The organism is Nocardia sp. NPDC052566, from assembly GCF_044547285.1.
In the GTDB taxonomy this organism is placed as follows: Bacteria; Actinomycetota; Actinomycetes; order Mycobacteriales; family Mycobacteriaceae; genus Nocardia.
In genome coordinates this window covers 1-19064 of record NZ_JBIUAF010000011.1, presented here as the reverse complement: position 1 = coordinate 19064, position 19064 = coordinate 1, and the positions used below count along the sequence as shown (strand labels likewise).

Annotated in this window: 17 protein-coding genes and 1 tRNA gene; 8 read left to right on the top strand and 10 right to left on the bottom strand. The window is 66.9% G+C overall.

Features of this window, described 5'->3' with window-relative positions; all coding sequences use genetic code 11:
- Positions 1-67 precede the first annotated feature (67 nt).
- Together ACIG5A_RS43740 and ACIG5A_RS43735 are read right to left on the bottom strand one after the other, a co-directional pair.
- Positions 68-1684, bottom strand: a complete 1617-nt coding sequence (locus ACIG5A_RS43740; RefSeq protein ID WP_397251617.1) for a DUF2142 domain-containing protein — start codon at positions 1682-1684, stop codon at positions 68-70.
- Complete coding sequence (locus ACIG5A_RS43735) at positions 1681-2652, bottom strand: glycosyltransferase (protein WP_397251615.1); 972 nt, start codon at positions 2650-2652, stop codon at positions 1681-1683. The genes ACIG5A_RS43740 and ACIG5A_RS43735 overlap by 4 nt, the downstream gene beginning before the upstream one ends.
- Before the next feature lie 235 nt (positions 2653-2887).
- On the opposite strand from ACIG5A_RS43735, the gene ACIG5A_RS43730 reads away from it, so the two are divergent.
- Positions 2888-3361 (top strand): GtrA family protein, encoded by a 474-nt coding sequence (locus ACIG5A_RS43730; RefSeq protein WP_397251613.1) that lies wholly within the window; start codon positions 2888-2890, stop codon positions 3359-3361.
- Between the two features lie 120 nt (positions 3362-3481).
- Positions 3482-5377 carry a glycosyltransferase gene (locus ACIG5A_RS43725; protein WP_397251611.1) on the top strand — a complete coding sequence of 632 codons (1896 nt, stop codon included), beginning with the start codon at positions 3482-3484 and terminating at the stop codon, positions 5375-5377.
- 124 nt (positions 5378-5501) lie between these two features.
- On the opposite strand, the gene ACIG5A_RS43720 is transcribed toward ACIG5A_RS43725, so the two are convergent.
- The 3 genes from ACIG5A_RS43720 to rsgA form a co-directional block, all read right to left on the bottom strand.
- Positions 5502-6353 (bottom strand): SDR family oxidoreductase, encoded by an 852-nt coding sequence (locus ACIG5A_RS43720; protein WP_397251609.1) that lies wholly within the window; start codon positions 6351-6353, stop codon positions 5502-5504.
- A gap of 199 nt (positions 6354-6552) precedes the next feature.
- Complete coding sequence (locus ACIG5A_RS43715) at positions 6553-7374, bottom strand: hypothetical protein (protein WP_397251607.1); 822 nt, start codon at positions 7372-7374, stop codon at positions 6553-6555.
- A 439-nt stretch (positions 7375-7813) separates the two neighbouring features.
- Positions 7814-8860: a ribosome small subunit-dependent GTPase A gene (gene rsgA / locus ACIG5A_RS43710; protein ID WP_397251605.1), complete on the bottom strand. Its 1047-nt coding sequence runs from the start codon at positions 8858-8860 to the stop codon at positions 7814-7816.
- Positions 8861-9301: 441 nt separating this feature from the next.
- Here rsgA and ACIG5A_RS43705 point away from each other — a divergent pair, with 441 nt between their 5' ends.
- Positions 9302-9709 (top strand): NUDIX hydrolase, encoded by a 408-nt coding sequence (locus ACIG5A_RS43705; protein WP_397251603.1) that lies wholly within the window; start codon positions 9302-9304, stop codon positions 9707-9709.
- Here the strand turns inward: ACIG5A_RS43705 and ACIG5A_RS43700 are convergent.
- The 4 genes from ACIG5A_RS43700 to ACIG5A_RS43685 all read right to left on the bottom strand — a co-directional run bounded on the left by ACIG5A_RS43700 (position 9706) and on the right by ACIG5A_RS43685 (position 13377).
- Positions 9706-10734, bottom strand: a complete 1029-nt coding sequence (locus ACIG5A_RS43700; RefSeq protein ID WP_397251601.1) for a glycosyltransferase — start codon at positions 10732-10734, stop codon at positions 9706-9708. The genes ACIG5A_RS43705 and ACIG5A_RS43700 overlap by 4 nt on opposite strands.
- Positions 10735-10880: 146 nt before the next feature.
- Complete coding sequence (locus ACIG5A_RS43695) at positions 10881-11720, bottom strand: ABC transporter ATP-binding protein (RefSeq protein WP_397251599.1); 840 nt, start codon at positions 11718-11720, stop codon at positions 10881-10883.
- A 15-nt stretch (positions 11721-11735) separates the two neighbouring features.
- Positions 11736-12668: an ABC transporter permease gene (locus tag ACIG5A_RS43690; protein WP_397251597.1), complete on the bottom strand. Its 933-nt coding sequence runs from the start codon at positions 12666-12668 to the stop codon at positions 11736-11738.
- Positions 12669-12768: 100 nt separating this feature from the next.
- Positions 12769-13377, bottom strand: a complete 609-nt coding sequence (locus ACIG5A_RS43685) for a bacterial proteasome activator family protein (RefSeq protein ID WP_397251595.1) — start codon at positions 13375-13377, stop codon at positions 12769-12771.
- 362 nt (positions 13378-13739) lie between these two features.
- Here ACIG5A_RS43685 and ACIG5A_RS43680 point away from each other — a divergent pair, with 362 nt between their 5' ends.
- Positions 13740-14942 (top strand): cysteine desulfurase-like protein, encoded by a 1203-nt coding sequence (locus ACIG5A_RS43680; RefSeq protein WP_397251593.1) that lies wholly within the window; start codon positions 13740-13742, stop codon positions 14940-14942.
- Positions 14943-15068: 126 nt separating this feature from the next.
- Here the strand turns inward: ACIG5A_RS43680 and ACIG5A_RS43675 are convergent, their stop codons facing one another.
- Positions 15069-16067, bottom strand: coding sequence for an NAD(P)H-quinone oxidoreductase (locus ACIG5A_RS43675; RefSeq protein WP_397251591.1), 999 nt, complete (start codon positions 16065-16067; stop codon positions 15069-15071).
- Positions 16068-16195: 128 nt separating this feature from the next.
- On the opposite strand from ACIG5A_RS43675, the gene ACIG5A_RS43670 reads away from it, so the two are divergent.
- The 4 genes from ACIG5A_RS43670 (at position 16196) to ACIG5A_RS43655 (ending at position 18593) form a co-directional block, all read left to right on the top strand.
- Positions 16196-17371 carry a lactate 2-monooxygenase gene (locus ACIG5A_RS43670; RefSeq protein WP_397251589.1) on the top strand — a complete coding sequence of 392 codons (1176 nt, stop codon included), beginning with the start codon at positions 16196-16198 and terminating at the stop codon, positions 17369-17371.
- Between the two features lie 132 nt (positions 17372-17503).
- A complete protein-coding gene (locus tag ACIG5A_RS43665) occupies positions 17504-17914 on the top strand; it encodes a MarR family winged helix-turn-helix transcriptional regulator (protein WP_397251730.1) in 411 nt (136 codons plus the stop codon).
- A 32-nt stretch (positions 17915-17946) separates the two neighbouring features.
- A tRNA-Ser gene (locus ACIG5A_RS43660) sits at positions 17947-18031 on the top strand.
- A gap of 25 nt (positions 18032-18056) precedes the next feature.
- On the top strand, positions 18057-18593 hold the full coding sequence (locus ACIG5A_RS43655; RefSeq protein WP_397251587.1) for a nuclear transport factor 2 family protein: 537 nt from the start codon (positions 18057-18059) through the stop codon (positions 18591-18593).
- Positions 18594-19064: the final 471 nt, after the last annotated feature.

Genomic DNA, 19064 nt, shown 5'->3' with positions numbered 1-19064 from the left:
CATCAACGGAACCAATTCGGAAACATCGGTGAAACAAGGGGAATTCGCCGGGGGCTGAGCGGAATGCTCAGCCCCAGACGATGGCGTGGTACTTGCCGATCGTCGCGAGCAGGGCGATGCTGCTGGCCGCAACGATGGTGACCGCGGGCCCCCACGTCGGCGTCCGGCCCTGAGCATCGGTGAGCCGCAGCGGCATCCAGCGCAGCAGCACCGCGAACGCGAGCAGCGCGAGCGGCACGAAGTAGCGGCCCTGCACGCCGTCGATGAGGTAGTAGCCGACCGGCGTGAACGACATGTACAGCGTCACGTAGATCATCGCGACGCTGGCCGCCACGGTGAGCGCCACCAGCAGGGTGCGCCGGAAGGTGGCCGTCTCCTTGTTCATCCGATCCGCGATGCCGACGCTCACCGCGAGGGCGAGCAGGCAGGTCACGATGGTCAGGGCGGGCACGTCGATGTAGGCGAAGCCGAGTTCGCCGAAGAACTGGGTGAACCACCGGTTGTCGCGCAGCCAGATGCTCTCGGCGAACACGTTGGCGAAATGACCCGGACTGGACAGGATCTCGTGCAGCTGATCGCCTGGCCGCACCGAATGCCACTGCGGCTGCGGCCGCATCAGGCCCATGCCCTCGCCGGTCGGCGCGGCGATCTTCATCCAGACCGCGAAGGCGAGCGCGCCGAGGCCCGCGAAAACCCAAGGCAGCCAGCGCAGCACGCCGGAGAGGCCGAGCCGCTGCCCGGGGACGAGGACGACGAGCATGGCGAGTAGGACGTAGGTCGGCTTGCTCACGGGTAGTAGGACCGTCGCGGTCAGCAGCGCCGCGGTCTCCACCGGATGCAGCCGATCACCGAGGAACAGCGCCTTGATCAGCAACGCGGACACCAGGATCGCCAGCGCGTTGGTCATCGTGTCCGCGGTGACGGTGCCCGCCTGGAACACCGCGATCGGCAGCACCGCGACCGTGAACGCCAGCCACTGCACCCGATGCCCGCGCAGCGCGTGCAGCGCGAATCCGACGATCAGCAGGTAGGCGAACAGCCCGCACAGCCGGGTGAGCAGCATCATCCCGCCGACGTTCAGGTCGAACAGTTCGGCGAGCCGAATACCCACCGCGGCAGGTGCATACGGCACCGGCGAATAGGCCGAGGTGTTGGTGAACCAGACCTGCGTGGTGGCCGAGGAGACCTTCGCGTCGCCGAGCCGGTCGTAGGCGCCGGGATCGGCGACCATCGGATCCGGTTCTTCCGGGTTGTGGTTGTAGTCCTGGAAGGCGTAGCTCATCAGGTGATCGACGGAGGCGGGCACGTCGCCGCCGTAGGCGACGCCGCGGTCGTCGGTGATCCGCTGCGGCATGATCCCGCCGTGCGCGACCTGATAGGCCCTGCCGAACTGGGTGATCTCGTCATGACCCCAGAACGGCGGTGTGAGACAGGCGAATACGACGCCGAAGATGCCGGCGACGACGGTGAACGCGAGGGTCGCCGCACCGAACCGGGCGACCAGCGGGCCGGTCAGGCGGCGCACAGTCGCGCGCGCACCCGCCGAATCGGTTCGGGCCGTGACCGTCTCGGCGGACGTGGCCTTGCCGTTGGTTTCGGTCGTGGTGCTCGCCGGTGCGCTCAGCGCCTGCTCCTCACTCGATGCGGAACCGGTCGTCCCGGCCCGGTCGGCGGAGGTGGTCAACGGCCTGCCCCGTCACCGCCGGCTGTTTCGTCGGTGCCGACCGCCGAATACCGCAGGTAGACAAGGCGAGCCGCCTCGTGCCGCGAGCGCCGGATGCCGTCGAGGATCAGGCCTGCGGTCCACGCCAGGCTGCCGAGCAGCAGCAGCGTGAAGGCGAGGAACAGCGTGGGGAAGCGCGGCACCTCATGGGTGTTGTAGAACTCGATGACGATCGGGACGCTCAGGATGATCGAGACCAGCCAGCTCAGCGTGCCGAAGACGCCGTAGAACGCGACCGGCCGCTCGTGCCTGGCCAGCCCGGCGATCAGCGCGAGGATCTTGAATCCGTCGTGGTAGGTGCGCAGCTTCGATTCGCTGCCCGCCGGGCGATCGCGGAAGCCGACCGGCACCGCCGTGCGTGGTACCCGCAGGTGTAGGGAGTGCACCGTCAGTTCGGTCTCGATCTCGAACTCGCGCGACACCGCGGGGAAGCTCTTCACGAACCGGCGCGAGAAGACGCGGAATCCGCTGAGCATGTCCTCGACGTTCTCGCCGAACACCTTGCCGACCACGCCGTTGAGCACCTTGTTGCCGGTCTCGTGGCCCGCGCGGTAGGCCGAGGAGCCCTCATGCTCCTGCTTGCGCACGCCCAGCACGTGGTCGTAGGGGCCGTCGAGCAGCGTCTTGATCATCAGCGGTGCGGCCGAGGCCTCGTAGGTGTCGTCGCCGTCGATCATCAGGTAGACGTCGGCCTCGATATCGGCGAAGGCGCGGCGCACCACGTTTCCCTTGCCCTTGGTGTGCTCGTGGCGCACGATCGCCCCGGCCTCGCGGGCGCGTTCGGCGGTCTTGTCGGTGCTCAGATTGTCGTAGACATAGACGACGATCCCCGGCACGGCGGCCTGCAGGTCGGCAACGACCTTGGCGACCGCGGCCTCTTCATTGTGGCAAGGGACCACAGCGGCAATTCGAAGCTCGGTGGAGTCCACCCGGGTCAATCCTCGAGGTCGGCGGTGAATTGGGGAACACCGGGAGGGTACAGGGCCGGTACCGCTGATGCTCACTCGGTTGGGCTGTGTTCAATGCCGACGCTCCCTGGCCCTACGTGGTTACGCTGCGCTGCCTCCTTCGGGCCTGAGCTCGCGTCGGGTCGAGTTGGGGTACCTTCGCTAAGTGTCTTACCCCGAACACCCCGAATCTCACCCCGTAGACACGGTGGATCCAGTGGACACACGAGAATCCGGGTTGTTCGCGAAGGTGCTCACCGCGCTGCGGCAGATCGGCATCCCCTTCCTGATAGTCGGCGCGATCGGATTCCTCGTCGACGCGGGCACCTACAACCTGCTGGTCTTCTGGACCGGCGCGCTGAGCGCCGCGCCGCTGCCCGCCAAGATCATCGCGATCGCCACCGCGACCGTGGTCACCTACTTCGGCAACAAGTGGTGGACCTACTCGCACAAGCAGACCGACAATCCCGGCCGTGAGTACCTGCTCTACGCGCTGTTCAACGTCCTCGCGATCGCACTGCAACTGGGCTGCCTCGGGTTCTCCCGCTATGTCCTCGACCTGTCGTCACAGCTGGCGGACAACGTCTCCGGCACGCTCATCGGCCAGATCGTCGCGGTGGTGTTCCGCTACTGGGCGTACGGAAAATTCGTCTTCACCGGCGGAGCGGCGAACACAGAGCAACAAAAGTAGTCACCGTAGGCTGGTTGCTGGGCGGGCGCACCGCGAAGTGGATTGATATCCTCGCCCCGCCGCGAACGGCATCCAGGGGCGTGTCTGTCCCGTCGGCACAATAAAGATTTCGAGGACTTCATGGAGCAGTCGGCTACCCATGCCGTTACCGAAGCCAACCACCGCGCGGCCGAGGCACCCGCCTCGCTGCGCGCCGATCACCGGGCGCCCGACCGGCTGGTGCTGCAGCGCGGCATCTTCACCGGTCCGTCGGCGAAGGTGAGCGACGAGCTCTACGCCGTCGTGAAGGGCAGGGCAGAGCGGGAACGGCAGGCGCTGCGACTGGACAAGGGCGCCGCCGCGCACACCAACACCTACTTCGGCCGGTTCGCCGCCAGCTACTGGCAGCGCTGGACCACCGTCACCGAGGTGCGCGCCTCGATGGTGCTCGATGTCGCCAAGCAGGCGCGGGTGCGGATCGTCGCCTCCGATATCGCGGGCCACCGCCGGATCATCCAGACCGCCGACGTCGATGCCAGCGGCCCGCTTTCGTTGTCCGCGCCGCTCGACCAGTACGTCGACGGTGGCGCGCTGTGGCTGGAATTCGATGCCGTCGGTGGCGAACTCGGCATCTCCGAGCTCACCTGGACCTCGGTCGCGCCCGATCACGTGCGCCCGGTCGCCATCGCGATCTGCACCTTCAACCGGGCCGAGGACTGCGCGAACACGGTGGCCGCCTTGGCATCCGACGCGACCGTGCTCGCCGCCATCGACGCGGTCTACGTCGTCGATCAGGGCACCGACCTGGTGGAGAACCGCCCGCACTTCCAAGAGGTGCGCCCGATCTTCGGTGACAAGCTGCGCTACATCCGCCAGCCCAATCTCGGTGGCGCGGGCGGTTTCACGCGCGGGCTCTACGAGGTGTCCGCGGTGAACGAGCACGCCGACGTCATCCTGATGGACGACGACATCCTGTGCGAACCGGAAACGGTGGTGCGGCTCAATGCCTTCGCCAATATGACGGTGGAGCCGACCCTGGTCGGCGCGCAGATGCTGTTCCTGCTCAACCCCGACTACCTCAACGTCGGCGCCGAAGAGGTGCACCTGAACGAGCTCAAGCACGGGCAGAAGGTGCCGAAGGCGTTGCGCAACACCAGCATGCTCAAGCGCAACCAGGAACGCCGCGTCGACGCGGGCTACAACGCCTGGTGGACCTGCCTGATCCCGGCCGAGGTGGTCGCGCGGATCGGGCTGCCGGTGCCGATCTTCTTCCAGTGGGACGACGTCGAATACGGTGTCCGCGCCCGCGAGGCCGGCTTCGTGACGGTGACGCTGCCCAACGCGGCGGTGTGGCACGCCGACTTCTACTGGAAGGACTACGACGACTGGGCGCGCTACTTCAGCACGCGCAACTCGCTCATCGTCGGCTCGCTGCACACCGATCTCGACGGAAAAGCCATCACCCGCAAGCTGTTCCGCGAGCTCGCCGAACACCTGGTCGCGATGCAGTACGGCTTGGTGCACACCACGCTGCAGGGCATCGAGGATTTCTTGAAGGGGCCGAAGGTGCTGCGCGACGGCGGTATCGCCGCGCTGTCCGCCGCCCGCTCGACCCGAGGCGACTATCCGGAGACCGTCAAGCACGCCGCCGCGACGCCGCCGGTGCGTTCGGGCGACATCCAATTGCGCCGGGCAAGTGGTGAACCGAGCCGCGCCAACCTGGTGCTGGTCAAGCGGGCCATCACCCAGTGGACCGGGCGCACCCAGCGCGGGCTGATCGGCGTCACCCGCGAGGACGCCTACTGGTGGCACGTCTCGCTGTTCGATCACGTCGTCGTCACCGACGCCTCGCAGTCCGGTGTGCGAATCCGCAGGCGGGACAAGGCGCGTGCGCGTGCCCTGCTGCTGCGCACCTGGCGTGTGCTGCGCCGCCTGCGCCGCGAACTGCCCGCGCTGCAACGGGAATACCGCGCGGCGATGCCGGAGCTCACCAGCCGCGCCAACTGGGAACGCCTCTACGGCATCGACGCCGAATAGCGCCGGACACCTTTGACTTCCCGCATACCGGTTCGGTGTGTGGCTGCCTCCGACTCCGCATCGCGTCGCTCCGGCCCGGCGCGAAGCGGCCTCCGGCCGCTGCGGGAAATCAGGGCGTGCGCGGTTAGAGGAACAGGTCGGTGCTGAGTTCGCCGTCGCCGGGGACCACGCGGTACTTGTCGAGGTCGGTAATGCCGTGCGTGGCAAGGACTTCGTCGTCGAGGAAGAAGTTGCCGGAGGTTTCCTTGGCCGGGGAGGTCAGCACCAGGTAGGCGGCGTCGGCGTAGATGTCGGGGGTGCGCGAGGTGGCGATCATCTCGTCACCGCCGAGCAGGTTCTTCACCGCGGCGGTCGCGATGGTGGTGCGCGGCCACAGGGAGTTGACGCCGATGCCGTCGCCCTTCAGCTCCTCCGCCAAACCCAGTGTGGTGAGCGACATTCCATACTTGGCGATGGTGTAGCCGAGCGCCATGCCCGCCCACTTGGGGTCGAGGTTCAGCGGCGGTGAGAGGGTGAGGATGTGCGGATTGCGGCCCGCCGCGGCCGATTCGCGCAGCGCGGGAATGCTCAGCTTGGACAGCAGGAAGCTGCCGCGGCAGTTGATGTCCTGCATCAGGTCGTACTTCTTCATGGGCAGCACATCGGTCGGCGACAGATCGATGGCGGAGGCGTTGTTCACCACGATGTCGATGCCGCCGAACCGCTCGACGGTCTGGCGCACGGCCTCGGCGACCGACTCGTCGATGCGCACATCGCCGACGAACGGCAGCACCTGACCGCCGGCCTCCTCGAGCTCCGCCGCCGCCGTGTGAATGGTGCCAGGCAGTTTGGGATGCGGCTGGTCGGTCTTGGCGATCAGGGTGATGTTGGCGCCGTCGGCGGCGGCCCGCTTGGCGATCTCCAGGCCGATACCGCGGCTGCCGCCGGACATGATCATCGTCTTGCCCGCGAGCGGCTTCGAAACCGGTTCCGTCATTGACCTGCTCCTGTCGTCTCTGCCGCAGGGGTTGGCCCGCGGCTTTGTCTGACAGTAAGCGTAAACCCGAGTCCTATGCAACCAGTTGCATAGGGTGGTCGAAGAAGGGGCGCCGGAGGTGAACTCCGACGCCCCTTACCGCTTCGGCGACCCCGGGAAGCCCCCCGGACCCGGCGCCTCGATCAGGCGAACGCGATGGTCAGGCGACCGCGATCAGCAGGATGTTCAGCAGGAACATCAGGCCGATGAACCCGAGCAGGATGTACATGAACAGGATGCCCGGCGTCTTCTGCGGGGTCAGGCCGATGCCGCCCTTCAGGAAGAACACCGCGGGCGTGCGGTAGTAGACCCTGGTGCCAGGCCCCTGCCCGATCTGCGTCGGCAGCTGGTTCGCGCCCATGTCGAAGATCCACGGCGTGGCCACCCACACGTCGTACTGACCCGGTCCGACCGGGATGTGGTTGGCGCCCCACTTGGTATTCGGCACCGGCTGCCCGTTGATCCGGATCTTCGGCTTGGTCAGCAGACCGAGCAGGAAGGCGAACGGGTGGTACGAGGCGTCGACCGTGATCCCGGGGGGATCGGCGGGCGCGCCCGGTGCCGGGCCCGGCTGGCCCTGCTGGCCGAACTGACCCTGCTGACCGAACTGGCCCGGCTGGCCCTGCTGCTGCCCGAACTGGCCTGGCTGCTGGCCGAATTGACCGGGCTGCTGCCCGAACTGCTGCTGGCCGTGCTGCTGCTGGCCGTGCTGCTGCGGCTGCTGGCCGAACTGCGGTGGCTGGGCGTGCTGCGGCTGACCGTACTGCGGCGGCTGCTGACCGTACTGCGGTGCGCCGGGCGGCGGCGCGAACTGCGGACCGGTACCCGGCTGGCCGGGTTGCGTTGCGCCGTAAGGATTTCCGGCCTGCTGACCGTACTGCGGCGGGTACTGTCCGCCGTGCTGCGGTGGCTGACCATAGCCCTGCGGACCTGTGCCCGGATGCTGCTGGCCATGAGGCGGGAATCCGCCAGGTTGATTCATCTATCCCTCCCAGATAGCGATGGTGCGTGCCGAATCTACCTTGGCGCCAACGAATCGGCGCTACGAGCCTCGATTAGGCGAGCGGCGGCGCCCTGCGGTGGAGCAGGAGGAGCGGCGCTCACCGCAACTTTGGTCAACCGACCTCGGAGTTTCCTGTGCTCGCGCAGCGTGATTCGCCTCCGAGAGGAGGAGGTTCGCGAGTCCTAGATCCTGATGTCGTTGTGACGGTGAGATGATCCCCGCCGTCCGCCTGCCCGGGCGGTACGGCGCTACCGCGCGCAGCATGGCCGCCGACCTGGCCTGCGGAGCCAGTGTCACGTTGTCGAGCGCAGTCAGATGGTCGTTCCCGTAGGCGTGTCGGACCGCCATTTGACTGCGTCCGGTGGGGCGGGCGGCCCGCCTCGTGCCGTTCACCGTTGGCACGAGGCGGGTGGAGCGATCAGCGCCGGGAGCCGCGCTGGCGGTAGATCTGCCGCTGCTGCTTGGTGATATCGCGCCAGACGCGTTCTCGCTCGGCCTGCAACCGCTTGTCCGTCCGGGCGGACATCCAAGCGTTCTCCCTGGCGAGCTTGCGGTAGCTGTCGATGCGGCGCTGGGTCAGCTCGCCGCTGTCGATGGCTTTCTGTACGGCACAGCCGGGTTCGCCGTTGTGCGCGCAGTCGCTGAATCGGCAGTCCCGCGCGATCGATTCGACGTCGCTGAACGTCTTTTCGATACCGTCGGCCGCATCCCACAGCCCGATGCCGCGCAGTCCGGGCGTATCGATCAGCGTGCCGCCGCCGGGCAGCGGTTGCAGCTCCCGATGCACCGTGGTGTGCCTGCCCTTCTTGTCCGCCGCGCGAACCGCGTTGGTGGCGAACACCTCTCGGCCGAGCAGTGCATTGGCCAGCGTGGATTTGCCCGCGCCCGACGGCCCGATCAGCGCGACGGTGCCGTCGAGCATCGCGGTGAGCACATCGAGTCCGGCGCCGCTGTTCGCGCTGACCGTCACCGTGGCGGCGCCGGGCGCGACCGCGCGCACCTCGTCGATCGGAATATCCACCGCCGCATCCGCTTTGGTGAGCACAACGATCGGCTGCGCGTTGCTTTCCCAGGCCAGCGCGAGCATCCGTTCGATCCGCCCGAGATCCACATCGCCATCGGCGGCCGAACAGATCAGCACCGTATCGACATTGGCGGCGAGCACCTGCCCCTCCGACCGCCGGTCGACCACCGACCGCATGATCGCCCCGCGCCGCGGCAGCAGCCGCCGGACGTTCATTTCCGCGTCGACGGCCACCCAGTCACCGGTGCACAGCCCGCTGACCTCGGAGTCCGCCCGAGGGCACCGGGCACGCCCGAGCCCCGTCGGCGTCGCGACATCACATTCACTGCGATCCATCCGGATCACCCGGGCCGGTGCCCACCCATCCTCGATGAGTGGTGCGTAGTCATCGGCTACCGCTTCGGTCCAGCCGTAAGAAACAAGAAGGTCGTGATCGACCATGATGGAAGAAGTCCTTCGTCGAGCGCCGAGCCCGACCAGGACTCAGCGAAGTGAGATGGAGGTAGAAGTCCGTCCGGCGGCGTGGAACCCCACAGCTCGCCCAGGCACAACAACCCGAACGTTCCTGGTCACGGTCCACACCTCCTCACTCATCTCGAAGTTCTCCCAACCCTGACAGACCCCTCGATCCGTCGCAACCTATTTTCCGATCGCGGGTGCCATAGGTGCCCGCAGGTACTGCCGCGTGACAAAAGCGGCGGCCGGAGTGGAAAGTGGCACAATGCGCGGGCAGCCGCAGCCGAGGCGGTGCGGCGGGTTTCCGTGATCGGATAGTGAGGCTCGCTGATGCAGGATTGGAAGTTCTGCCCCAGATGTGGTGGTGCGTTGGCTGTTACGGGTGTCGGACATGATCTTCATGCCGCCTGCGCGGCGTGTGGTTTCGTGAAGTACGACAACCCGTTGCCGACGGCCATTGGGGTGATCACCGTGGCGGAGCGCGTGCTCCTGCTGCGCCGGGCGATCGAGCCTGCGTGCGGGCAGTGGGATACCGTCGGCGGATTTCTGTCCGGTGACGAGACGGCCGAGGAGTGCTTGCGGCGAGAGGCGCGCGAGGAAATCGGGATCGATGTCCACGCGCTGTCCTTCTTGGGCACGTTCGCGTCGGTCTATGGCGATACGGGTCTGCAGACGCTGGGTATCGCTTTCCGTTGCGAGGTCGACGGCAGCCCGATCGAGTTGTCCGACGAGAACTCCGAATACGCCTGGTTCGGATTCGATGAGGTGCCCGAGGTGGCCTTCGCGGATGTCAGGAAGGCCGTGGCCGCGGTGATCGTGAGTTCGCGCGCTTAGTTGTCGGGCTTGCCGAATTGCTCGTGGCGGCCGAGGGAGCGCAGGTGGAACCATTCGCGCAGGCCCGCGGGGTCGCGGCGGGTGACGAGGAAGAACCAGGAGAAGCGGATCCATTCCTGGGGGAGAAGTTTGCGCATGCCGGGCTGGGACATCAGGTAGCCGCGGTTGCGGTAGGTGAAGTAGCGCTTCACCGGATCGTCCGGGTACTGGGTGTGCATGCGGCCGCCGAGGATCGGCTTGAATTCGGCGGCGCCGTTGGGATGTAGGTAGGCCGTCTGCAGGCAGGTGCCGAAGGGCAGGCCGGAGCGGACCAGGCGCCGATGCACCTCGACCTCGTCGCCGCGCACGAACAGGCGCAGGTCGGGCACGCCGATGAGATCGACGGCCTGCGCGGAGATCAGCGCGCCGTTGAACAGCGAGGCGATACCGGGCAGGAAATCCTCGTCGCCGAGTTCGGAGCGCAGCCGCCGCCACACCACGCCGCGGCGCAGCGGGAAGGCGAGCCGGTCGGGCTCATCGATATCGCAGACGACCGGGGATACTTCCGAAAGCCCGTGCCTGTCGGCACAATCCAGCAGGATCGAGAGCACCTCTGGCCCTTCGGGCCTGCCGTCGTCGTCGGCGAGCCACACCCAGTCGGCGCCCTGCGTCAGCGCGTGCAGGATGCCGAGCGCGAATCCGCCCGCGCCACCGAGATTGTGCGCCGACCCGAGATAGGTCGATTCGATCGGCTGCTCGCGCACCAGATCGGCGACCTCGGCCTCGTTCCCGTTGTCGACCACGATCAGGTGATCCACCGGTCGTGACTGGGAGACAACGATTTTCAGCGATTCCGCGAGTAGCTCGCGGCGCTTGTGCGTGACGACGACGGCGACGATCTTCGCGTTCGGCCCGGTATCGGTCGGCGTGAAGGTCTCGCGATCGAACACCGCAGGTTCGTCTGCGGCGCCCGTAGGCGCGGAGTCGACCGGGGTCGCCGCCCCGGTCTCGATCGGGGCGGCGTCCTGCCCGGTCGGCTCACTCATGCTGTGTCCATCGGGCATGTGTGAGGGCCCTGCGTGGTTACGCTGCGCTGCCTCCTCCGGGCCTGACTCACTCATGCCGTGTCCATCGGGCATGTGTGAGGGCCCTGCGTGGTTACGCTGCGCTGCCTCCTCCGGGCCTGACTCACTCATGCCTGATTGCTCTCCAATTCTCGTTCATTATCCGCCGCCCGCTCGGCTTCCATTTCCCGCAGCACGGTGGCGACGTGATTCCCCGCGTCCGGACCCTCGTAGGCCCGCACCACTTCTTCGATACCGCCGCGCAACCGGATTTGACCATGGTCGATCCACAGCGCGGAATCGCAGAGCTGGGCGAGGAATTCGTTGGAATGGCTGGCGAACACCAGTATGCCGGACCTGGCCACCAGCGACTGCAACCGAAGTCGCGCCTTCTTCATGAATTCGGCGTCCACCGCGCCGATGCCCTCGTCGAGCAACAGGATCTCGGGATCGATCGAGGTGACCACACCCATCGCCAGCCGCACCCGCATACCGGTGGAGTAGGTGCGCAGCGGCATCGACAGATATTCGCCGAGTTCGGTGAAATCGGCGATCTCATCGATCTTGGCCAGCATCTGCTTACGCGTCTGCCCGAGGAACAGCCCGCGAATGATGATGTTCTCGTAGCCGGAGATCTCCGGATCCATGCCGACGCCGAGGTCGAATACCGGCGCCACCCGCCCGCGGATGCGCGCGCTGCCGCGCGAGGGTTCGTAGATACCGGAGAGCAGCCGCAGCAGCGTCGATTTGCCCGCGCCGTTGTGCCCGACCAGGCCGACCCGGTCGCCTTCCTTCAGTGACAGCGTGATGTCGCGCAGCGCCTCGACCACCACCACGTCGGACTGGTTGCGCCCGATCGCGCCGCCCGCCTTGCCGAGCACGGCCTTCTTCAACGACCGGGATTTGGCATCGAAGATGGGGAACTCGACCCAGGCCTGGCGGGTTTCGATACTCACGTGATCGGTCATCAGGACGCCAGTCTCCTATACCCAGTACGGCACGCGCGAACGGTACTGCTTCATGGCGAGGATCGCCACGATCCAGCCGACCAGCGTGATCACCCCGACGATCACCCAGTGCCGCAGCGCCTGCGGTTCGCCGAGCAGGGGGGCGCGGACGATTTCGAGGTAGTGGAAGGTCGGTACCAGCTCGACCAGCCTGGCCCGATCGCCGTTGCCGCCGATCTGCGAATTCAGCACCTTGGTGTTCCACATGACCGGGGTCAGCACGAAAAGCATCAGCGTGGTGCTGCTGAGGATGGGCGCGATATCGCGGTAGCGGGTGCTGAAAATGCCGAACACGATCGACACCCACATCGAATTGAGGAACAGCAGCAGTATCGCCGGAATCGCAAGCAGGCTGGACCATCCCACGTTCTGCCAGACGCCGAGCGCGACGAGCAGCACCAGATAGATGACCATGTTGTGCGCGAAGAACAGCAATTGCCGCCACACCAGCCGGTAGACGTGCACGCTCAACGCCGACGGAAGTTGTTTGATCAAGCCCTCATTGGCGATGAACACCTCGGAGCCCTCGAGAATGCTCGCGTTGATCACATTCCAGACGACGAGTCCGACGGTGACGTACGGCAGGTACGTCTTCAGCGACTGATCGAGCAGCGCCGCGTACAGCACGCCCATCGCCGCGGCCTGCAGGCCGGTGGCGATGGTGATCCAGAACGGTCCGAGCACCGAGCGCCGGTAGCGCTGCTTGATGTCCTGCCAGCCGAGGGAGAGCCACAGTTCGCGCTGGGAGAAGCCGTCGCGCAGATCCTTGAACGCGCGGTGGAAGGTCTGCGAATCCGACACCAGCGGCTGGTCGCCCGCGACCTCCGCTACGGCCGTATCTTCCGCGGCGCTCACCTGTTCCCGATCCGTTTCATCCACTCGGCTTTCTTCAGGACGCCCCGTACCCATGGCGGGAACCGAGTCGGGGCGAGCGGCAGCGGCGGGCACGGTGCACGACACTACCCTTGGAAATTCCTACCGACCCGCGTGGCACACGCGGGTCCTTCTCTCACAGATATTGTCCCGAACCGCCGGTCACCTGGCTGGACTGACCCGCGCGCGGATCGGCCGCGTGGATGCCGGGCGGCAGTGCGCCCTGGCGCATCTGCTCGAGTTGCGCGCGCGCCGCCATCTGCTGTGCGAACAGCGCGGTCTGGATGCCGTGGAACAACCCTTCCAACCAGCCGACCAGCTGTGCCTGCGCGATGCGCAGTTCCGCGTCGGAGGGGATGGCGTCGTCGGTGAACGGCAGCGTGAGCCGCTCGAGCTCGTCGCGTAGTTCGGGGGCGAGCCCCTGTTCCAGTTCGCGGACCGAGGATTTGTGGATATCGCGCAGCCGGGTCCGGCTCGCGTCGTCGAGCGGCGCCGCGCGGACCTCTTCGAGCAGCTGTTTGATCATGGTGCCGATGCGCATGACCTTCGCGGGCTGCTCGACCATGTCCGCGAGCGATTCGCCGGAATCGTCACGGTCATCCCGATCGTCGGAATCCTTATCGCTGTCGGAAACCACCTGCGCGGTCAGGGGCGCGTCCGAGTTCGCGTCCGCTGGAATGACCAACGGCCGGCCGTCGGGTCCGATCACGACAATGGAGTCCGGTGCCTCTTCCGATTGCGTCATGGTCCCCATCATGTCGCGTCCCGGCGCAACGCGCTAAGAAGGGTGGCCCGGCGCGGTCAAGCCCCGGAGGCGGTAGCGACAGCGTCACCACGCAGGGCCCTCACCCATGCCCGACGGACACGGCCCGGCGAGGGGCGCGCACCGCTATTCTGTTCGGGTCGTGTGGTTCGGATTTGCTGAAAGTCGGTTGCCATGCTGAGTCCCAGGTCGTCGCTGCCCCGGTGCTCCGTGCCGATGTCCCGGTCACTTCCCCGGTCGCTTCGCGCATGCCCGCCACCGCCCGTGTCCGATTCGCTTCGCCGCCCGCCGGTCTGGGGGAACGCGGTTACACAGGCTCGGCCGCTGCCCTTAGAGTGGCCAACATGACTTACGACGTCGCGCGGGTTCGGGGCCTCATACCCTCCCTGGGCGACGGCTGGATTCATCTGGATCCGCAGGCCGGGATGTTGGTGCCGGATTCGGTATCCCGTGCCGTCTCAACAGGTTTCCGGACTTCGTCGTTTTCACATATCGGCAGGCATGGCGCCGCCGTGCGCAGCGCCGGAATACTCGAGGCGGCGCGCGAGGCGGTCGCCGATCTGGTCGGCGGTGATCCGGCGGGCGTCGTGCTCGGACCGGACCGTGCGGTCCTGCTCGCCTGGCTCGCCGAATCGCTGAGCTCGCGGCTCGGGCTCGGCACCGGCATCGTGCTGTCCCGCCTGGATGACGAGGCGAATGTCGCGCCCTGGTTGCGGATCGCCAATCGCTATGGCGCGCATGTGCGTTGGGCCGAGGTGGAGATCGAAACCTGCGAGATGCCGTCCTGGCAGTTCGAGGAGCTGATCGGGCCGACGGCCCGGCTGGTCGCGCTCACCGCGGCCTCGCCGATCGTCGGCTCCGCGCCCGCGGTGCGGGTCGCCGCAGACCGGGTGCACGAAGTCGGCGGGCTGCTCGTCGCCGACGCGTTCGGTGCCGCGCCCTATGCGCTGATCGATATCGATGAGCTCAATGCCGATGTGGTGGCGCTGAGTGCGCCCGCATGGGGCGGTCCGCAGATCGGCGCGCTGGTGTTCCGCGATCCGGCGTTCCTGGACCGGATTCCGTCGATGTCGTTGAACCCCTACGCCAAAGGCGCCGAGCGGCTCGAGGTCGGCGGACATCAGTACGCGCTGCTCGCCGGACTGACCACCTCCATCGATTTCCTCGCCGGCCTGGACGAACGAGCCAGGGGCACCCGGCGCGAGCGGCTGGAAATCTCCATCACCTCGCTGCAGGACTACCACGACCAGCTGTTCGAGCATCTGATGGATGTGCTGGACAAACTGCCGAATCTCACCGTGATCGGCCGCGCCTCCACCCGCATCCCGACGGTCAGTTTCACCATGGCGGGCATGCAGGCCGAGAAGGTCGCCGCGAAGCTCGCCGACAATCGCATCGGCACCCTCAGCGGTGTGCACGGGGGCAGCCGCCTGCTCGACGCGCTCGGCGTCAACGACGAGGGCGGTGCCGTGACGATCGGACTAGCCCCCTACACAACGAAATTCGAGATAGACCAGCTAGGCCGCGCGCTCGCCGCGCTGGAGTAGTGCCCTCCCCGCCTCTCCGCGTATTCAGGCCGGACCGAGTGCCGCGGGACCTACGTCGGCGGCCGACGGTTGGGTATTCGGCTGAGTTTTGGGCGTGCCCGACGAGTTACCCATGTTCTCTCGAAATCAGTTGTCGCTTCTGATGGACAGGATCACCTTCCCGACGTTGGCCGAGGAGTCCAGGATGCGATGGGCTTCGGCGGCGTCGGTGATGGGGAGTTCGGCGTCGATGATCGGAGCGATGGTGCCGTCGGCGATCAGTGGCCAGAGGTGGCGGGTCAGCTCGGTGATGATCTCCGCTTTACTGCCGGGCCCGGTGACCGGCCGGTTGCGCACGTTCGTCGCGTGAATGCTGCCCCATTTGCCAAGCAGCGCGGCGAGATTCAGCTCCGCGGTGGCGCCGCCCTGCATGCCGATCACCACCAGGTGACCGCGCGGTGCGAGCGCGTCGACATTGCGCGCGAGGTAGGCGGCGCCGATCACGTCGAGGATGACGTCCGCGCCACGGCCGTCCGATTCCGCGCGCACCGCGGCGACGAAATCGTCCTCCCGATAGTTGATCAGCACGCTCGCGCCCAATTCCTTACAGCGCGCCAGCTTCTCCTGCGAGCCCGCGGTCACCGCGACCCGTGCGCCGAGATGCGTCGCCACTTGAATGGCGTGCGTGCCGATTCCGCTGCCGCCGCCGTGGATCAGCAGTAGCTGACCGGCGCGCAGTCCGGCGGTCATCACCAGGTTCGACCACACGGTCGCCGCCACTTCGGGCAGCCCGGCGGCCGCGGCCAGATCGAGTCCCTCCGGTACCGGAAGCACCTGCGTGGCGGGCACGACGACCCGCTCGGCATAGCCACCGCCGGACAGCAGCGCGCACACCCGATCGCCGGCCTGCCATTCGCGCACACCGTCACCCACCGCGGCGATGACACCGGAGCACTCCAGCCCCATGATCGTGCTCGCGCCCGCGGGCGGCGGATAAAACCCTTGCCGCTGAAGCAGATCCGCGCGGTTCACCCCGGCCGCGACCACCTCGATGAGCACCTCGCCGTGCCCCGGGTGCGGATCGGGCGCCTCGGCCCACTCCATCACCTCGGGTCCGCCGAAACCGTTCAGGTTGATAGCGCGCATGAACTCATAGTGCGCCTCCCTCCTGTCCGTTCTGTCCTGTGGGTGATCCGATCCGGGAAATCGCTGGGTAGCGAGCAATTCGGTGAGCTTGCTGCGCGGAGGGTGCGGACGCACTACCGTTCGGTGGCGTGAGCAGCTTCGTCGACTTCCAGAACGAGATCTACCTGGCCGGGCTCGGCGGCGCGGTGCCCGAATTGCCGATGACGGCCGAGGGTTTGGCGAAGCGTGCCGAAGAGTTGCTCGATCCCAAGGCCTTCGCGTATGTGGCGGGCAGCGCCTCTGCGGAACGCACCGCCGACGCCAATCGCGCCGCGTTCGAGCGGCATCGGATCCTGCCGCGCATGCTGCGCGGCGCGACCGGTCCCGGTGCGCGCGATCTCTCCGCGGAGGTGCTCGGCACCCGGCTCGCCGCGCCGGTACTGACCGCGCCGATCGGTGTGCTCGAGCTGTTGCACGACAAGGGTGAGGTGCTCGTCGCCAAGGCGACCAAGGAACTGGGCATCGGCTGCGTCCTGTCCACCGCGGCGTCCTCGACGATCGAAGAGGTCGGCGCGGCGGCGGGCGAGTGGTGGTATCAGCTGTACTGGCCGAACGATCACGAACTCGCGCGCTCGTTCGTCCGCCGCGCGGAGCAGGCGGGCGCCAAGGCCATCGTTGTCACCGTCGATACACCGGCCATGGGCTGGCGGCCCCGCGATCTGGAGCTGGCGCACCTGCCGTTCCTCCAGGGCAAAGGCATCGCGAACTACCTGTCCGATCCGGTGTTCCGCGCCAAGCTGGCCACCCGGCCGGAGGAGAGCGAGGACGCCATGCGCGCCGCGATCCTCACCTGGATCGGCCTGTTCGGCAATCACTCGCTGCGCCCGGCCGACCTCGCCCGCCTGCGGGAATGGACGAATCTGCCGATCGCGGTGAAGGGCATCGTGCATCCGGACGACGCGCGCCAGGTGGTGGACGCGGGCGCCGACGCGGTGGTGGTCAGCAACCACGGCGGCCGCCAGGTGGACGGCGCGATCGCCGCGCTCGACGCGCTGACCACCGTGGTCGCGACCGTCGGCGACCGGGCGGACGTGCTGTTCGACTCCGGTATCCGCTCCGGCTCGGACGTGGTCATCGCGCTGGCGCTCGGCGCGAAGGCCGTCCTCTACGGCAGGCCGTGGGCCTACGGTCTCGGCATCGCCGGACAGGCGGGTGTGCGTCACGCGCTACGGCTGCTGCTTGCCGATTTCGATGCCACCGTTGGCCTTTCCGGTTGCGTGAGCGCCGCCGAACTGAACCGCTCGTTGATCGCCTCGGTTCGCTGAACCGACGGCGCCCCGCAAGTCTTGCCTGGTCGGGGGCATAGAATGAGAATCGTGCATCCCGAACGGAACAGTCGCACGCTCGTCGAGCCGAATTGGCTGACCTCGACGGAACAGCGTGCCTGGCGGGCCTACATGGACGGCCATCAGCGTCTGATGACCGCGCTGAACCGTCAGCTTCAGCGCGATTCCGATCTCAGCCTGGCCGAGTACCGGATCCTGGTCCTACTCTCCGAAGCTCCCGACCGTTCGCTACGTATGAGCGAACTGGCCGACGGCGTGCTTTCCTCGCGCAGCAGGCTGACCCATCAGATCCGCAGGCTGGAGGCGCAGCGGATGGTGCGCCGCAATACCTGCCTGGAGGACGGGCGCGGCGTGCTCGCCGAACTCACCGACGAAGGCATGCGCAGGCTGGCCGCCGCGGCGCCCGGCCATGTCGACGAGGTCCGCCGTGACTTCATCGACCTGCTCACCAACACGCAAATGGACGTGATCGCCGAGGTTTTCGGCCGCGTCGACGAGGAGATCGTTCAGCGCGAGGGCTGACTCGCCGGTCCGCACGCTAGGATCGGTGGCCTGGAGACGTGGCAGAGCGGCCGAATGCACTCGCCTTGAAAGCGAGCGTCGCGAGAGCGACCGGGGGTTCAAATCCCTCCGTCTCCGCTCATTGAGTGGAACCATCTGCGTTGTGCCTGAACAGGAGCCGACGCAAGCCCAGCCCGAGCCCCTCTACGTGGACGGCTGGACGTACTACCCGCAACCGCAAGCGCTACCCGAGCCGCCGCCCGCGCCGGTGCGACCGCAGAGGCGGCCGATCGGGATGTTCGTCGCCCTCGGATGCGCCGTCGTCGTGCTGATCGGCGCCGGCGTGACCTCGGTGATCATGACCCGTGGTGACGACGAGCAGAGCAAGCCGGACACGACCGCGGCGGACACCGCGCAGATCGAGTCGGCGATGCGCCGCTTCCTGCAGATCACCTCCGCCGATGATCCGGCCTATCCAGAAGTCGCCTGTGCCGCATTCCGGGAGAAGTACCGCAGCAGGCGCAAGACCGATGTCGCCGTCTATCGGCCCGAGGTGAAAAGCGTCGATCGGATCCGGATCACCGGTGATTCCGCGACCGCGCACGTGCGCGCCGTCATTCGCGGCAAGGAGGAAGACAAGGTTTTCGACCTGAAAAGGGAGGACGGCAAGTGGAAGGCGTGCACGCTCGAACCGCGGTAGCGGTGCGACCTGCGCCGATGGTGTCCGTGGGCGGTTCAAACAACCAGATCTCGGTGAGCTGGGTCACATTTGTCCGGTTGGTGCCGGTAAACCGGCCGATCCCGTCCGCTCCTACCTGCGGAAACACTCCGTTGTCCAGGGCATTTGACGTAGCGTTTCCCGACACGTAACTTATTCCAGGTCAGAGCGACACGGACACCGACCCGGAGCCGAGAAGCCCAGCGGAAACGCTGAGCGGATGGCCTGGGAAACGAGGTAGGACGAGGAGCGCCTGATGATCACACTGGTTCGACAGCGACCCCGATTTTGATCTGGGCTGCTGCCTGAGCTAAGCTAGAAAAGTTGCCTCACCGATCAATCCGAGTAAAACCGGGGCGATGGTGTGTGCGTGTGTTCTTTGAGAACTCAATAGTGTGTCGATGAATGTCAGTGCCAATTATTTATTGGTTCTAGCCTCTCATACCCCCGTGT

What these genes read in the sequence shown, in the direction of transcription:
- ACIG5A_RS43725 (WP_397251611.1), top strand. Translation starts at nt 3,482, where the DNA reads ATGGAGCAGTCGGCTACCCATGCCGTTACCGAAGCCAACCACCGCGCG.
- ACIG5A_RS43720 (WP_397251609.1), bottom strand. Translation starts at nt 6,353, where the DNA reads ATGACGGAACCGGTTTCGAAGCCGCTCGCGGGCAAGACGATGATCATG.
- ACIG5A_RS43715 (WP_397251607.1), bottom strand. Translation starts at nt 7,374, where the DNA reads ATGAATCAACCTGGCGGATTCCCGCCTCATGGCCAGCAGCATCCGGGC.
- rsgA (WP_397251605.1), bottom strand. Translation starts at nt 8,860, where the DNA reads ATGGTCGATCACGACCTTCTTGTTTCTTACGGCTGGACCGAAGCGGTA.
- ACIG5A_RS43700 (WP_397251601.1), bottom strand. Translation starts at nt 10,734, where the DNA reads ATGAGTGAGCCGACCGGGCAGGACGCCGCCCCGATCGAGACCGGGGCG.
- ACIG5A_RS43695 (WP_397251599.1), bottom strand. Translation starts at nt 11,720, where the DNA reads ATGACCGATCACGTGAGTATCGAAACCCGCCAGGCCTGGGTCGAGTTC.
- ACIG5A_RS43690 (WP_397251597.1), bottom strand. Translation starts at nt 12,668, where the DNA reads ATGGGTACGGGGCGTCCTGAAGAAAGCCGAGTGGATGAAACGGATCGG.
- ACIG5A_RS43685 (WP_397251595.1), bottom strand. Translation starts at nt 13,377, where the DNA reads ATGACGCAATCGGAAGAGGCACCGGACTCCATTGTCGTGATCGGACCC.
- ACIG5A_RS43680 (WP_397251593.1), top strand. Translation starts at nt 13,740, where the DNA reads ATGACTTACGACGTCGCGCGGGTTCGGGGCCTCATACCCTCCCTGGGC.
- ACIG5A_RS43675 (WP_397251591.1), bottom strand. Translation starts at nt 16,067, where the DNA reads ATGCGCGCTATCAACCTGAACGGTTTCGGCGGACCCGAGGTGATGGAG.
- ACIG5A_RS43665 (WP_397251730.1), top strand. Translation starts at nt 17,504, where the DNA reads ATGGACGGCCATCAGCGTCTGATGACCGCGCTGAACCGTCAGCTTCAG.